The sequence below is a fragment of the Micromonospora sp. NPDC049240 genome (assembly GCF_040647835.1).
GTDB lineage: Bacteria > Actinomycetota > Actinomycetes > Mycobacteriales > Micromonosporaceae > Micromonospora.
The window spans coordinates 34,782-48,136 of the sequence record NZ_JBEZCX010000012.1; the positions used below are offsets into that span (position 1 = coordinate 34,782).

13 protein-coding genes are annotated in these 13,355 nt (G+C 73.2%); 6 read left to right on the forward strand and 7 right to left on the reverse strand.

Annotated elements, in window-relative coordinates:
* Nucleotides 1-48 precede the first annotated feature (48 nt).
* Complete coding sequence (locus tag AB0B02_RS19525) at nucleotides 49-1,272, forward strand: MFS transporter (protein ID WP_357302110.1); 1,224 nt, start codon at nucleotides 49-51, stop codon at nucleotides 1,270-1,272.
* Between the two features lie 118 nt (nucleotides 1,273-1,390).
* Here the strand turns inward: AB0B02_RS19525 and AB0B02_RS19530 are convergent, their stop codons facing one another.
* The 3 genes from AB0B02_RS19530 to AB0B02_RS19540 form a co-directional block, all read right to left on the reverse strand.
* A complete protein-coding gene (locus AB0B02_RS19530) occupies nucleotides 1,391-1,570 on the reverse strand; it encodes a hypothetical protein (RefSeq protein ID WP_107162403.1) in 180 nt (59 codons plus the stop codon).
* A 495-nt stretch (nucleotides 1,571-2,065) separates the two neighbouring features.
* Nucleotides 2,066-3,823 carry a cytochrome c oxidase subunit I gene (gene ctaD, locus AB0B02_RS19535; RefSeq protein ID WP_281936115.1) on the reverse strand — a complete coding sequence of 586 codons (1,758 nt, stop codon included), beginning with the start codon at nucleotides 3,821-3,823 and terminating at the stop codon, nucleotides 2,066-2,068.
* 129 nt (nucleotides 3,824-3,952) lie between these two features.
* On the reverse strand, nucleotides 3,953-5,059 hold the full coding sequence (locus tag AB0B02_RS19540; RefSeq protein ID WP_281936117.1) for an FAD-dependent monooxygenase: 1,107 nt from the start codon (nucleotides 5,057-5,059) through the stop codon (nucleotides 3,953-3,955).
* Between the two features lie 221 nt (nucleotides 5,060-5,280).
* On the opposite strand from AB0B02_RS19540, the gene AB0B02_RS19545 reads away from it, so the two are divergent.
* Nucleotides 5,281-6,420 carry a cellulose binding domain-containing protein gene (locus AB0B02_RS19545; RefSeq protein WP_281936119.1) on the forward strand — a complete coding sequence of 380 codons (1,140 nt, stop codon included), beginning with the start codon at nucleotides 5,281-5,283 and terminating at the stop codon, nucleotides 6,418-6,420.
* 61 nt (nucleotides 6,421-6,481) lie between these two features.
* On the opposite strand, the gene AB0B02_RS19550 is transcribed toward AB0B02_RS19545, so the two are convergent.
* Nucleotides 6,482-7,264: an aldo/keto reductase gene (locus tag AB0B02_RS19550; RefSeq protein WP_281936121.1), complete on the reverse strand. Its 783-nt coding sequence runs from the start codon at nucleotides 7,262-7,264 to the stop codon at nucleotides 6,482-6,484.
* A gap of 70 nt (nucleotides 7,265-7,334) precedes the next feature.
* Here AB0B02_RS19550 and AB0B02_RS19555 point away from each other — a divergent pair, with 70 nt between their 5' ends.
* Complete coding sequence (locus AB0B02_RS19555) at nucleotides 7,335-8,369, forward strand: DNA polymerase ligase N-terminal domain-containing protein (RefSeq protein WP_281936123.1); 1,035 nt, start codon at nucleotides 7,335-7,337, stop codon at nucleotides 8,367-8,369.
* 8 nt (nucleotides 8,370-8,377) lie between these two features.
* Entirely contained in the window at nucleotides 8,378-9,559 is a 1,182-nt protein-coding gene (locus AB0B02_RS19560) for a threonine synthase (protein ID WP_281936125.1), read from the forward strand.
* Between the two features lie 34 nt (nucleotides 9,560-9,593).
* Here the strand turns inward: AB0B02_RS19560 and AB0B02_RS19565 are convergent, their stop codons facing one another.
* The 3 genes from AB0B02_RS19565 to AB0B02_RS19575 form a co-directional block, all read right to left on the reverse strand.
* A complete protein-coding gene (locus AB0B02_RS19565; RefSeq protein WP_281936127.1) occupies nucleotides 9,594-9,986 on the reverse strand; it encodes a cupin domain-containing protein in 393 nt (130 codons plus the stop codon).
* Between the two features lie 250 nt (nucleotides 9,987-10,236).
* Entirely contained in the window at nucleotides 10,237-10,641 is a 405-nt protein-coding gene (locus tag AB0B02_RS19570; RefSeq protein WP_281936129.1) for a hypothetical protein, read from the reverse strand.
* 167 nt (nucleotides 10,642-10,808) lie between these two features.
* Nucleotides 10,809-11,276, reverse strand: a complete 468-nt coding sequence (locus tag AB0B02_RS19575; protein WP_281936131.1) for a septum formation initiator — start codon at nucleotides 11,274-11,276, stop codon at nucleotides 10,809-10,811.
* Nucleotides 11,277-11,379: 103 nt separating this feature from the next.
* Between AB0B02_RS19575 and AB0B02_RS19580 the strand changes: the two genes are divergently transcribed.
* Together AB0B02_RS19580 and AB0B02_RS19585 are read left to right on the forward strand one after the other, a co-directional pair.
* The gene (locus AB0B02_RS19580; RefSeq protein ID WP_357302119.1) at nucleotides 11,380-12,072 is read left to right on the forward strand and encodes a response regulator transcription factor; all 693 of its coding nucleotides are present in this window, start codon (nucleotides 11,380-11,382) and stop codon (nucleotides 12,070-12,072) included.
* Nucleotides 12,069-13,349: a HAMP domain-containing sensor histidine kinase gene (locus AB0B02_RS19585; protein WP_357302122.1), complete on the forward strand. Its 1,281-nt coding sequence runs from the start codon at nucleotides 12,069-12,071 to the stop codon at nucleotides 13,347-13,349. Before AB0B02_RS19580 ends, AB0B02_RS19585 begins: the two co-directional genes overlap by 4 nt.
* Nucleotides 13,350-13,355: the final 6 nt, after the last annotated feature.

Genomic DNA, 13,355 nt, shown 5'->3' on the forward strand with positions numbered 1-13,355 from the left:
GCGACTGTCGCACCTCCGGCCCAGGATGGCGCGGGAGGTGCGGCCGTCGTGAACCTGAAGCCCTACCGGGAGGCGCTGGCCCTGCCCGGTCTGCGCTCGCTGCTGCTGGTGTCCGTGCTGGCCCGCATCCCGCTGACCGCGGTCGGGGTGACGCTCACCTTCTACGTGGTGCTCGACCTGGGGCGGGGCTACGGCGCCGCCGGCCTGGTCGGCGCCGCGGCCACCGTCGGCACGGCGATCGGCGCGCCGCTGCTCGGCCGGCTCGTCGACCGCCACGGCCTGCGGCCGGTGCTGCTGCTCTGCACGATCGTCGAGGGCGTGTTCTGGGCCGCCGCGCCCACCCTCTCCTACCCGGTGCTGCTGCCCGCCGCGTTCCTGGCCGGGCTGCTCGCGCTGCCGGTCTTCTCGGTGGTCCGCCAGTCCATCGCCGCGCTGGTCCCGGCGGAGCAACGCCGCCCGGCGTACGCGCTGGACTCGATGTCGGTCGAGCTGTCGTTCATGGTGGGCCCCGCGGCCGCGGTGGCGTTGGCGACCACCGTCACGCCGCGCCTCACGCTCTGGGCGGTCGGCGCCGGCATCGTCGCCTCCGGCATCTGTTTCTGGCTGCTGAACCCGCCGACCCGGGGCGTCGACGAGCCGGCCGGCCCGCGGCGCGCGGTGCCGCGGCGGGAGTGGCTCACCCCGCGCCTGCTCTCCGTGCTGGCGGTCAGCCTGGCCGCCACGCTGGTGCTGGGTGGCACCGACGTCGCCGTGGTGGCGGTGCTCCGGGCCGGCGGCGAGGTCGGGTGGACCGGCGTGGTGCTGGCCGTGTGGGCGGTCGCCTCGCTGGTGGGCGGCTTCGCCTACGGCGCGGTACGCCGCTCGTTCTCCCCGCTGGCGCTGGTGGCGACGCTCAGCCTCACCACCATCCCGGTCGGGCTGGGCGGCTCGCACTGGTGGCTGCTCGCCCTGGCGCTGATCCCGACCGGCGCGCTCTGCGCGCCCACCATCGCGGCCACCGCGGACGCGGTGAGCCGGCTGGCTCCGCCCGACGTGCGCGGCCTGGCGATGGGTCTGCACGGCTCCGCCGTCACGGTCGGCATCGCCCTGGGCGCGCCGCTGGCCGGCGCGGTGATCGACGCCTCCGCCCCGGCCTGGGGCTTCGCGGTCACCGGCGCGGTCGGCGTCCTGGTGGCGCTGGTCGTGCTCCCGGTCGAGCTGCGCCACCGCCGCACCGCACCTCCGCCCGCCACCGTCACTCCAGAGCCGGACCGGGCCCCCGCGCTCCCCTGACCGGTGCCGCGTGCGTGCGGCCTGTGCACTGTGGGTGCGGTTGTTGTTGCCATAGCGACGACAGGCGCACCCAGGCCGCCGGCCTGCCGGTGACGGCGAGGGCGGGCGGTCAGCCGTCTCAGTCGGCCGACAGGTCGGGTCGGTGCTCCCGGACCCACTTCTCGACGTCCGACTTCCGCCAGATCTGGCCCATCTTGAGCACCTGGTACGGGGCGGGGAAGTCACGACGGGAGGCGACCACCGATGCGCGGGCGCGTGAGACGCCACCGAGCATGTCTCGGATCTCGGCGATTCCCACGAACTCGACCACCCCTTGACGGTAGGTATCGCCAGTTGCTCGACGGTCGGTAACAGCGATCGGGGTTGACGATCGATAACAACGCGAGCACGATCGCGGAATGGATGCACCCCATTCCTCTCCCGTACCCGATCGCAGTCGCCGAGCGATGCGGCCGCACGTTCCGATGCGACCCCGCTGGCTCTGCCGCGTCTGCGCGGCTCCATGGCCGTGCCAACCGGCGCGTCTGCTGCTGCTGATGGTGCCGGACCCCGGCGAGCTGTTCGACCGCTTCGTCGGCTGGGCCGGACTCCGTTGATCAAGGAGTTTGCGTCAGTTCGGTGGCCATCGCCGACGCAAACTTCTTGATCAACGGGGGCGGGGCGAGGGCGGGGCGAGGGCGGGGCGGGCGAGGGCGGGGCGGGGCGGGGCGGGGCGGGGCGAGGGGGAGGGGGAGAGAAAGGCGACGGGCGCCGCGCCCCGGAGGGGTGCGGCGCCCGGCGTGGGCTGATCGGGTCAGCGCTGGTCGAGGTTCCCGGCGGTGTCCTCCTGGTAGCTGGCACCACCGTTGACCTCGCTGGTCAGCGGCTTGGCGCCACCCTCCGGCGGGCCGGCGACGCTCTGCCCGGCGGCCAGCTCGGGGAACTTCGCGTCGAACGCGGGCCGCTCGGAGCGGATCCGCGGCATCCGGTCGAAGTTCCGCAGCGGCGGCGGGCAGGTGGTGGCCCACTCCAGCGAGTTGCCGTGGCCCCACGGGTCGTCGACCTCGACCACCGGGCCGGTCTTGTACGACTTCCAGCAGTTCCAGATGAACGGCAGGGTCGAGATGCCGGTGATGAACGCGCCGATGGTGGAGACCATGTTCAGCGTGGTGAAACCGTCGTCGGCCTGGTAGTCGGCGTACCGGCGGGGCATGCCCTCGGCGCCCAGCCAGTGCTGCACCAGGAACGTGGTGTGGAAACCGATCATGGTGAGCCAGAAGTGAATCTTGCCGAGCCGCTCGTCGAGCATCCGGCCGAACATCTTCGGGAACCAGAAGTAGATGCCGGCGAAGACCGCGAACACGATGGTGCCGAACAGCACGTAGTGGAAGTGCGCCACCACGAAGTAGGAGTCGTGCAGGTGGAAGTCGATCGGCGGGCTGGCCAGCAGCACCCCGGTCAGACCACCGAAGAGGAACGTGACCAGGAAGCCGATCGCCCAGAGCATCGGCGTCTCGAACGTGACCTGGCCCCGCCACATGGTGCCGATCCAGTTGAAGAACTTCATGCCGGTCGGCACCGCGATCAGGTAGCTCAGGAAGCTGAAGAACGGCAGCAGCACCTGGCCGGTGGCGAACATGTGGTGCGCCCAGACGCTCATCGACAGCGCGGCGATGGCCACGGTGGCGGCGACCAGGCCCTTGTAGCCGAAGATCGGCTTCCGGGAGAAGACCGGGATGATCTCGGTGATGATGCCGAAGAACGGCAGCGCCACGATGTAGACCTCGGGGTGCCCGAAGAACCAGAACAGGTGCTGCCAGAGCATCGGGCCGCCGGTCGCCGGGTCGTACACGTGGGCGCCGAGCAGGCGGTCCGCGGCGAGCGCGAACAGCGCGGCGGCCAGCAGCGGGAAGACCAGGATGGCCAGCAGGCTGGTGACCAGCATGTTCCAGGTGAAGATGGGCATCCGGAACATGGTCATGCCGGGCGCGCGCAGGGTCAGGATCGTGGTGATCAGGTTGACCGCGCCGAGGATGGTGCCCAGACCGGAGATGGCCAGGCCGACCACCCACATGTTGGCGCCGACGCCCGGGGAGTGCTCGACGCTGCTCAGCGGCGTGTAGGCCGTCCAGCCGAAGTCGGCCGCGCCGCCGGGGGTGACGAAGCCGGCGACGGCCAGCGTGCCGCCGAAGAGGTAGAGCCAGTACGCGAACGCGTTCAGCCGGGGGAACGACACGTCGGGCGCGCCGATCTGCAGCGGCACCACGTAGTTCGCGAAGGCGAACACGATCGGCGTCGCGAAGAACAGCAGCATGATCGTGCCGTGCATGGTGAAGAGCTGGTTGTACTGCTCGGGCGACAGGAACTGCAGCCCCGGTCGCGCCAGCTCGGCGCGCATGATCAGGGCCATCAGGCCACCGATCATGAAGAACGCGAACGCGGTGACCATGTACATGATCCCGATCTGCTTCGCGTCCGTGGTGCGCAGCAGCCGCGCGAGGGCCGACCCCTTGACCGGCTCGCGGACCGGCCAGGGCCGGGTCACGACCGGCTTGGGTGCGACGGTGGTCACGAGTGGCCTCCGGTTCTGGGTTGTCCCGCTCGGCGCGCTGGTCATCGGCGCAGCCGTCATCCGCAAGGAGGATAGTCCCCGGTAGGTGGCCCCGCCGCGTGGGGTGGGCGGCTACGATCTTCGGCGCTTCTACGGCGGGCCGGTGAGAAGCCGGTAGTGCTCGCCGAAGATCCGACCGCCGCGTCCGCGCAGCAACGGGTCGCGCAGCGCCGGCGGCACGTCGCGGGTGCGGTTGCGGTCCCGGGTCCGGTCCCGCACCCAGCGGGTACGCGGCCGACGCCGACTCTCGTACGCGATCAACGCGGCGTCGACGCTGCCGGCGGCCTGGAGCGACTCGGCGAGCACGACCGCGTCCTCCAGCGCCATGGCGGTGCCCTGGGAGAGCGTCGGCGCGACGGCGTGAGCGGCGTCACCGACCAGCAGCACCCGGCCGTGGAACCAGCGGCCCAGCTCGACCTCCTCGGTGCGTTCGACGTGCACCGTCTCCAGCGCGGCGAGCACCTCGGGCACCGGGCCGCCGTAGCCGTCGAACAGCTCGTGCAGCCGGGCGAGCGGGTCGGCGGGCAGCGCGGTGCCGGCCTCGTCGGCGTAGCAGTAGAGCCGGCCGGCGCCGAGCGGCACCATCAGGAAGCCGGCCCGCTGGCCGAGCAGGGCGGTCCAGTCGGTGACCGGCGGGCCGTCGCGCACCACGGCGCGGTAGACCACCTGCCCGGCGGGGCGGGGCGGACCACCGAGGGCGGCCAGCGTACGGACCGCGGAGCGGGGTCCGTCCGCGCCGACGACCAGGTCGTACTCGCCGCCGGTGCCGTCGGTGAAGCCGACGGTGACGCCGGCGGAGTGGGGGTCGACGGTGCTCACCTCGGCGCCGTGCCGGACCGCGCCGCCGGCGCCGGTGAGCAGCACCCGGTGCAGTTCGGCGCGGGGCAGGGCCCGGCACTCCCCCACCCCGGCCCAGAGCGTGTCCAGGTCGACCTCGCACAGCGGCGCGCCGGCGGCGTCGAGGAAGCGCTGCCGGTGGATCACCTCACCGAGTGGTCGCAGCGGCCCGTCCAGGTCGAGTCGGCGCATCGCTCGCGCCGCGTTGCCGGGGAGGTAGAGGCCGGTGTCGGTGCGCTCGCCGGGCGGCAGCCGGTCGGTGACGTCCGGCCGGAACCCCGCCAGGCGCAGCGCCCGGGCCACGGCGAGGCCGGCGACGCCCGCGCCGACGACGAGGATGCGCAGGGGAGAACCACCCATCGTGGGGTACGCCTCCGGAGGGGGTCGGAACGCGTTGGAGGCAAGACACTACTCGCTGCGACCGGGCCCACGGAAGTGCCGAAGGGCCCCTCCTGACGCTTCTTAACCGGTTCAGTTGCGTATCGATTTCAAACATGTAAATGTGTTCCGGTGAACATGGGAGCGCTCCCGCACGTATCCCTCGACACCACCGGCGCCCCCGCGCCGACTCAAGGAGCATCATGAAGCGTTCACTCCGGGCCCTCGCCGCCGCCGGCCTGCTGGCCGCCGGCAGCATCGTCGCCGTCGCGCTCGGCGGCACCGCCTCCGCCGACACCCAGATCTGCGACCAGTACGGCTCCACCACCATCGGTGGTAAGTACGTGGTGCAGAACAACCGCTGGGGCACCAGCGCCCAGCAGTGCATCAACGTCACCTCGACCGGCTTCTCGATCACCCGGGCGGACGGTTCCGCGCCGACCAACGGGGCACCGGTCTCCTACCCGTCGATCTTCGTGGGCTGCCACTACACCAACTGCTCTCCCGGCACCAACCTGCCGGTGCAGGTGAAGAACATCAGCAGCGCGCCGGCCAGCATCAGCTACAACTACGTCAGCGGCGCGATCTACGACGCCGCGTACGACATCTGGCTCGACCCGTCGCCCAAGAAGGACGGCGTGAACCAGATGGAGATCATGATCTGGCTCAACCGGCAGGGCTCGATCCAGCCCATCGGCTCCCCGGTCGGCAACACGAACATCGCGGGCCGGACCTGGGAGGTCTGGCGGGGCAGCAACGGCTCCAACAACGTGATCTCGTACGTGGCGCCGTCCGCCATCCCCAGCTTCAGCTTCGACGCGCTGGCGTTCATCAACGACACCCGCAACCGGGGCGCGATCACCAACGACTGGTACCTCACCAGCATCCAGGCCGGCTTCGAGCCCTGGCAGGGCGGGGTCGGCCTGGCCGTGAACTCGTTCTCCCAGAGCGTCAACACCGGGGGCAGCAACCCGCCGCCCACCTCGACGCCGCCGACCACCACGCCGCCGCCCTCGGGCAGCTCGGCCTGCACCGTGACCTACCGGTCGACGAACGTGTGGAACAACGGCTTCACCGCCGAGGTGACCGTCAAGAACACCGGCAACAGCACGATCAACGGCTGGACGCTCAACTACAACCTGCCCTCCGGGCAGAACGTCACCAGCGCGTGGAACGCCACCGTGTCGCAGAGCGGCTCGGCGGTGACCGCGCGCAACGTCGACTACAACGGCACGCTGGCCCCCGGCGCGTCGACCAACTTCGGCTACCAGGCGACGCTGAACGGCAGCTTCTCCGCGCCGAGCAGCTTCACCCTCAACGGAACCGCCTGCGCCCGAGGCTGACCACCGCGACACGAGGGGGCGCGGTCCGCACCGGACCGCGCCCCCTTCCGCGTACGCGGCGTCAGCCGCCCAGCGCGTCGATGTCGCGCATCTCCTCGGCGGTCAGCGAGAACCCGAACACGTCGGCGTTGGCCCGGATCCGCTCCGGCGTGACCGACTTCGGGATCACCACGATCTCGTGGTCGATGTGCCAACGCAGCACCACCTGGGCCGGCGAGACGTCGTGCGCCTGGGCGATGCGCGCCAGCACCGGGTCGGACAGGTCGCTGGTCTTGAACGGGCTGTAGCCCTCCAGCACCACGCCCCGGTCCCGGTGGGCGGCGTGCGTCTGCCGGTCGTACAGCGACGGGCTCCACCGGATCTGGTTGACCGCGGGCGTCTCCTCGGTGGCCTGGATCAGCTCGTCGAGCTGCGCGGTCGAGTAGTTGCTCACCCCGACGGCGCGGGCCAGGTTCTCGTCCCGGGCGGCCAGCATCTCCCGCCAGACCGGGATGCTGTCGCCGGGCGCGGACGGCGGCCAGTGCACCAGCCACAGGTCGACGTACTCGGTGCCCAGCGCCGCCAGGCTCGCCTCGATGGTCTCCCGTTCCCGGCCCACCCGGTCCGGCGGCAGCTTCGTGGTGATGAACAGGTCCTCGCGGCGCAGCCCGCTCTCCGCGACTGCGCGCCCGACCTCCTTCTCGTTGCCGTACATCGTGGCGGTGTCGAGGTGCCGGTAGCCGGCGTCCAGCGCGGCGAGCACGGCCTGGTAGCCGTCCTCGCCGGTGGCCTGCCAGGTGCCGAAGCCGAGGAGCGGGATCCGGACGTCGCCGGGAAGCAGAAGGGTGGGCTGGTCGAGGTCCATGTCGACGGTTCTACCCCGCAACGCCGTCGCCATGCCGGCGCGCGCGCCGGGTATGCCGGAGAATACGGCTGTGGCGGACCGGCTGGAGGAGTACCGGCGGAAGCGGGACGCGGCGCGTACCCCGGAGCCGGTGCCCGAGCGGCCCCCGGCGCGGAAGCGGGCCGCGCGGCGCGCGCCCCGCTTCGTCATCCAGCAGCACCACGCCCGCAGCCTGCACTGGGACCTGCGGCTGGAGCACGACGGCGTGCTGGCCTCCTGGGCGGTGCCGCGCGGCCTGCCCCGCGACCCGGGCCGCAACCACCTCGCCGTGCACACCGAGGACCACCCGATGGAATACCTGACGTTCCACGGCGAGATCCCGGCCGGCGAGTACGGCGGCGGGCGGATGACCGTGCACGACACCGGCACCTACCGCGCCGAGAAGTGGCGCGACGACGAGGTGATCGTGGTGCTCGACGGCGCGCGCACCAAGGGCCGGTACGTCCTGTTCGCCACCGGCGGCCGGGGTCGGGACTGGATGGTCCGCCGCACCGACCCGGCGCCGGCGGGTTGGACGCCGATGCCCGAGCTGGTCCGCCCGATGCGCGCCACCGAGGGCGGCCGGCTGCCGCGCGACGCCGCCGCCTGGGGGTACGAGCCGCGCTGGGCGGGCGTGCGGGCGATGGCGTACGTCTCCGGCGGCCGGCTCCGGCTGCTCGACGGCGACGACACGGAGATCACCGGCGACCACCCCTGGCTGCGGGCCATGGCCGAGGAGCTGGCCCCCACCGAGGTGGTGCTGGACGGGGTGCTGGTGCGCATCGACCCGGCCGGGCGGGTCAAGCCGCCCAGCCGGCGCGACGGTCAGTTCCTCGCCGTCGACCTGCTCTGGCTGGAGGGCGTGTCCAGCCTCGACGTGCCGTACGCGCAACGCCGCGACCTGCTCGACGGTCTGGCGCTCGCCGGCCCGCACTGGCAGACTCCGCCGTGGTTCCCGGGTGTCGGCGCGGACGCCCTGCGGGCCGCCCGAGAGCAGCGGCTCCCCGGAGTGGTGGCGAAGCGCCTCGACTCCCCGTACGAGCCGGGCCGGCGCAGCCGGCACTGGCTGAGCATCGACGCGAGCTGAGGACCACCGTGCACCTGACGCACCTGGAGTGCCCGCGCTGCGGCCTGGAACACCCGGCCGACAAGCTGCAGAACCTGTGCGACTGCGGGTCCCCGCTGCTGGCCCGCTACGACCTGGCCGCGGTGGCCGCCACCGTGACGCCGGAGCAGTTCGGGCTCCGCCCGGCCGACCTGTGGCGTTACCGGGAACTGCTGCCGGTGGCCGATCCGCGGTTCGTCACCACGCTGGGCGAGGGCTGGACGCCGATGTGGCACGCCCGGGCGTACGGCCACGAGATCGGCGTGGCGGAGCTGATCGTCAAGGACGAGGGGCTCACCCCGACCGGGTCGTTCAAGGCGCGCGGCGCGGCGGTCGGCGTGAGCCGGGCGAAGGAGCTGGGCGTCGAGCGGATCGCCATGCCGACCAACGGCAACGCGGGCGCGGCCTGGGCGACGTACGCGGCCCGGGCCGGGATGGGCGCGACGATCGCCATGCCGCTGGCCGCGCCGACCATCTGCCGCCAGGAGTGCCTCGCCGCCGGCGCGGACCTGCGACTGGTCGACGGGCTGATCAACGATGCCGGCCGGGAGATCGCCGCGCTGGTCGCCGCCTCCGGCGGGCGGATCTTCGACGCCGGCACGCTGCGCGAGCCGTACCGCCTCGAGGGCAAGAAGACCATGGGGTACGAGATCGTCGAGCAGCTCGGCTGGCAGGTGCCCGACGTCATCATCTACCCCACCGGCGGCGGCGTCGGGCTGATCGGCATCCACAAGGCGCTGCACGAGCTGCGCGAGCTGGGCTGGGTCGAGGACAAGCTGCCCCGGCTGGTGGCCGTGCAGTCCACCGGCTGCGCGCCGATCGTGCGGGCGTTCGCGGCCGGCGAGGCGCGCGCCACCCCGTGGCGGGACGCGCACACGCTCGCGTTCGGCATCACCGTGCCGGCCCCGCTCGGCGACGAGCTGATCCTCGCCGCGTTGCGGGACAGCGCCGGCACCGCGATCGCGGTGGACGACGCGGAGATCGTCGCCGACCTGCGCGACTTCGCCGCCCGGGAGGGGCTGCTGCTCTGCCCGGAGGGCGCGGCCTGCCTGACCGCCGCCCGGCACCTGCGCGCCGGCGGCTGGATTCGCCCCAACGAGCGCGTCGTCGTCCTCAACACCGGCGCCGGCATCAAATACCCCGGCCTGGTGCAAGGCGGGGCCCCTTCTTAACGCTTCAGGTATAGGAGGGGCCCCTTCTCACCAGTCAGGACGTGGGTGGCTCGTCCTCGCCGGCCTCCTCGGCGGCGTCCGCCTCCTCCTTCGTCTTGTGCACCGCGCCGTCGGCGTGCTCCGGTGGGCCGTAGACGGTGTAGAGCACCAACGGGTTGGGCCCGGTGTTGACGAAGTTGTGCTTCGTGCCGGACGGCACGACCACCAGGTCGCCGGCGACGACCTCCTTCTTCTCGCCGGCCACCCGCGCCTCACCGGTGCCGCTGACGAACGTGAGGATCTGGTCGATGCCCTCGTGGACCTCCTCGCCGATCTCGCCGCCCGGCGGGATGGTCATGATGACCAGTTGGGTGTGCTCCCCGGTCCAGAGCACGCGGCGGAAGTCGGGACTCTTCTCGGCGACGGTCGCGATCGTGAAATGCTCCATGGCCCGCTCATACCCCGTTCGTGTGCCCAGCACGCCGGGACTGGCAGATGGTGGAATTCCCCACGCCGGTCAGGTTTGGACCCCCGCCGGACGGGCATCAGCAGTCGACAAGACCGGTTGCGAGCTGGGCCGGTCGAGCCAGGTCCCCGCTGACGTACCGCCGTAAGGCTGCGACGGTGGGAGACGGCCAGAGCGCGGCGACGTGACGACCGGACGGTCGTGCGGCGCCGTGCGCTCGTGTCCGGCCCGCTCAGGCGAGCACAGCCAGGTGGAACGGCCGATCCGCGTGCCCGCTCGCGGCGTGCGTCTCGACGAAGACCGCGTTGGCGATGCCAACCCGGGGGGCCACCGTGATGACGCCCTGCTGGGCGAGCCCGCCCCCGCTGGCGGGGCCGACGGTCCCGACGTAGGCCGCTCCGGCGACGTCCTGGTCGAAGGCCACCTGGTACATCCCGGCGGCGAGCCGGGTGGCCGAGGTGGCGCCCAGGCCGCGGACCAGCGTGCCGTTCGCGTCGACGACGGCGAACAACACCCGGGCGGTCGGCGGCAGCCCGGCCGACGAGCACGAGTCGATCTGCGCGTCGACGTACGCGGCCTCCCGCGCGCTCGGGGTGGGCTGGCCGGTCGCTCCCCTCCTCGATCTGGGGCTGGACATGGTGGTCCTCTCTCCCACCGGTACGCCGGCAGGAGGCGTTCGTGATGCGTCGGGCGATCAGCGGCGATCACTCCCCCTGCTCCTCGAAGCTATGTCGCCCCACCGCCCACCAACCACCGACAGCGCTGTCCGATCTTGGACAGTCAACGGCTCTGAGCTGCGAATACTCAGTCCTCCGGGTCCCGTGTCGGCACTCCGCCCCGGCAGCGCAGCCGCACCTCGTACTCCCGACCACCGCCCACGAAGCGGACCTCGACGTGATCGTCGGGCCCCCGGTCGGCGTCCTTCGTCAGGTACCCGGGCGCCGGGGACGACGCCACCACGCGCACGCCGCCCGGCCCGCACTCGGCGAGCACGCTGCCGCCGTCCGTCACGAAGCCCCGCTGGGCGCCGGTCGGCGTCGCGGCGCCGGACCGCGTCCCGGTCGGCGTCGCGACCGGGCTCACGCTCGTCGCGCCACCCGCCCCCGGATCGGGTACGGCGAGCGCGCGGGCGACGTCCCGCTCGGTACGCACCCCGCCCGCGGTGCCGGTGATGCCCGCGCCGGCCAGGTCGACGGCGGCCAGCCCGACGAGCGTGGCCGCCACGGTCGTGGCCAGCCAGCCGGTGACGGCGAGGAGGGTACGGCGATCCATGCCCCGAGTCTGCCCCGCGCCGGGTCGGGCCGGTCGTAGGGCGACGCTAAGGTCCGGTTAACGGACCCCGTCGCCGGCCCGCCGAACGGCTACCCTCCCTTGCGTGGCGCGCCTGCTGCTCATCGAGGACGACCTGACCATCCGCACTCCGCTGCTGCGCGCCCTCCGGGAGTACGGGCACGCCGTCGCCGCGGCGTCGACCGCCCTGGGTGGGCTGCGTGACGCCCTGGACGACCGGCCCGACCTGGTCGTGCTCGACCTCGGGCTGCCCGATCTGGACGGCGCCGAGCTGCTGCGGATGCTGCGCGCGGTCAGCCCGGTGCCGGTCGTGGTGGCGACCGCCCGCGACGACGAGGTGGAGATCGTGCGCCTGCTCGACGCCGGCGCGGACGACTACCTGGTGAAGCCGTTCACCGCCGCGCAACTGGACGCGCGGGTCCGCGCGGTGCTGCGCCGCTCGGCCGGCGACGGCGCGACGGAGGCGGCGCTGGTGCTCGGCGGGCTACGCATCGACAGGCGGTCCCGGCAGGTCACGCTGGACGGCACGCCGGTGGAGCTGACCCCACGCGAGTTCGACCTGCTGCACCACCTCGCCGGCCGCCCCGGGCAGGTCGTCACGAAGCGGGAACTGCTCACCGAGGTCTGGCGGATCCCGTACGGCGGCGCCGACAAGACGGTCGACGTGCACCTGTCCTGGCTGCGCCGCAAGCTCGGCGAGAGCGCCCAGGCGCCCCGCTACCTGCACACGGTGCGCGGCGTGGGGGTACGACTCGACGTGCCGGAGCAGGACCGGTGAGGCGCCGGCTGACCCTGCTGGTCGCGGCCGTCGGGGTGCTCGTCATGGTCGCGTTCCTGGTGCCGCTGGCCGTGCTGGTGCGCACCGTCGCCGCGGACCGCGCGACCGCCCGGGCCACCGCCGACGTGCAGCTCCTGGTCACCGTGGTCGGCACCGCCACGCCGGAGACCGTCCGGCTGACCGTGGACCAGCTCGCCGTCGACACCGGCCGCGAGGTGAGCGTCTTCCTCGCCGACGGCACGGTGCTCGGCGCGCCGGCGCCGCGTACCCCGGCGGTCACGCTGGCCGCCCGGGGGCAGAGCCTGACCGTCGAGTCCGCCGCCGGGCGGGAGGTGGTGGTCGCGGTGCAGGGCCGCCCGGAGGGGACCGGGGTGATCCGTACGCTGGTCCCCCGCGCCGAGCTGACCGCCGGGGTGACCCGCGCCTGGCTGGTGTTGGCGCTGCTCGGCGCGCTGCTCGTGCTGGTCGGCCTGGTGGTCGCCGACCGGCTGGCCGGCACGCTGGTCCGGCCGATCACGGCGCTGTCCGCCGTCTCGCACCGGCTCGCCAACGCGGAGCTGGACGCGCGTGTCGAACCGGCCGGGCCGGCCGAGTTGCGCGAGGTGGCGGGCGCGTTGAACCACCTGGCCGAGCGGATCCAGATCCTGCTGCGCGAGGAACGCGAACAGGTGGCCGACCTGTCCCACCGGCTGCGTACCCCGTTGACGGCGCTGCGGCTGGAGGCCGAGTCGTTGCGCGACCCGGACGACGCGGCCCGGCTGACCGCGGCGGCGGACGGGCTGGAGCGGGCGGTGACCGGGGTGATCCAACGGGCCCGGTGGCGCAGCGGCACGGCGGCCACCGGCGGGGGCTGTGACGCGGCCACCGTGGTCGGCGAGCGGGTGACGTTCTGGTCGGTGCTCGCGGAGGACACCGGCCGGACCGTGACGCTCGACCTCGACCCCGGCCCGCTACCGGTGCGGCTGAGCGGCGACGAGCTGGCCGCCGCCGTGGACGCGTTGCTGGGCAACGTCTTCGCCCACACACCGGACGGCACCCCGTTCACGGTGCGGCTCGCGGCGGAGCCGGACCGGGTGGCGCTCACCGTGGCCGACGCCGGCCCGGGGTTGCCGCCCGGCCCGGTGCGACGCGGCGCCAGCCGGGCCGGGTCGACCGGGCTCGGTCTGGACATCGCCGAGCGGGCCGCCCGCGCGAGCGGCGGTGGGCTGGAGTTGTCGGCCGCCGCCGGTGGCGGGGCCCGGGTGGTGCTCCGGCTCGGTGCCGCGCCGTCTGCCTGACGGCCC

Bases quoted from the DNA above. Each gene is read 5' to 3' on its own strand.
- AB0B02_RS19565 (WP_281936127.1), bottom strand. From the start codon at position 9,986: ATGGAGCATTTCACGATCGCGACCGTCGCCGAGAAGAGTCCCGACTTC.
- AB0B02_RS19575 (WP_281936131.1), bottom strand. From the start codon at position 11,276: ATGGATCGCCGTACCCTCCTCGCCGTCACCGGCTGGCTGGCCACGACC.
- AB0B02_RS19545 (WP_281936119.1), top strand. From the start codon at position 5,281: ATGAAGCGTTCACTCCGGGCCCTCGCCGCCGCCGGCCTGCTGGCCGCC.
- AB0B02_RS19550 (WP_281936121.1), bottom strand. From the start codon at position 7,264: ATGGACCTCGACCAGCCCACCCTTCTGCTTCCCGGCGACGTCCGGATC.
- AB0B02_RS19570 (WP_281936129.1), bottom strand. From the start codon at position 10,641: ATGTCCAGCCCCAGATCGAGGAGGGGAGCGACCGGCCAGCCCACCCCG.
- AB0B02_RS19540 (WP_281936117.1), bottom strand. From the start codon at position 5,059: ATGGGTGGTTCTCCCCTGCGCATCCTCGTCGTCGGCGCGGGCGTCGCC.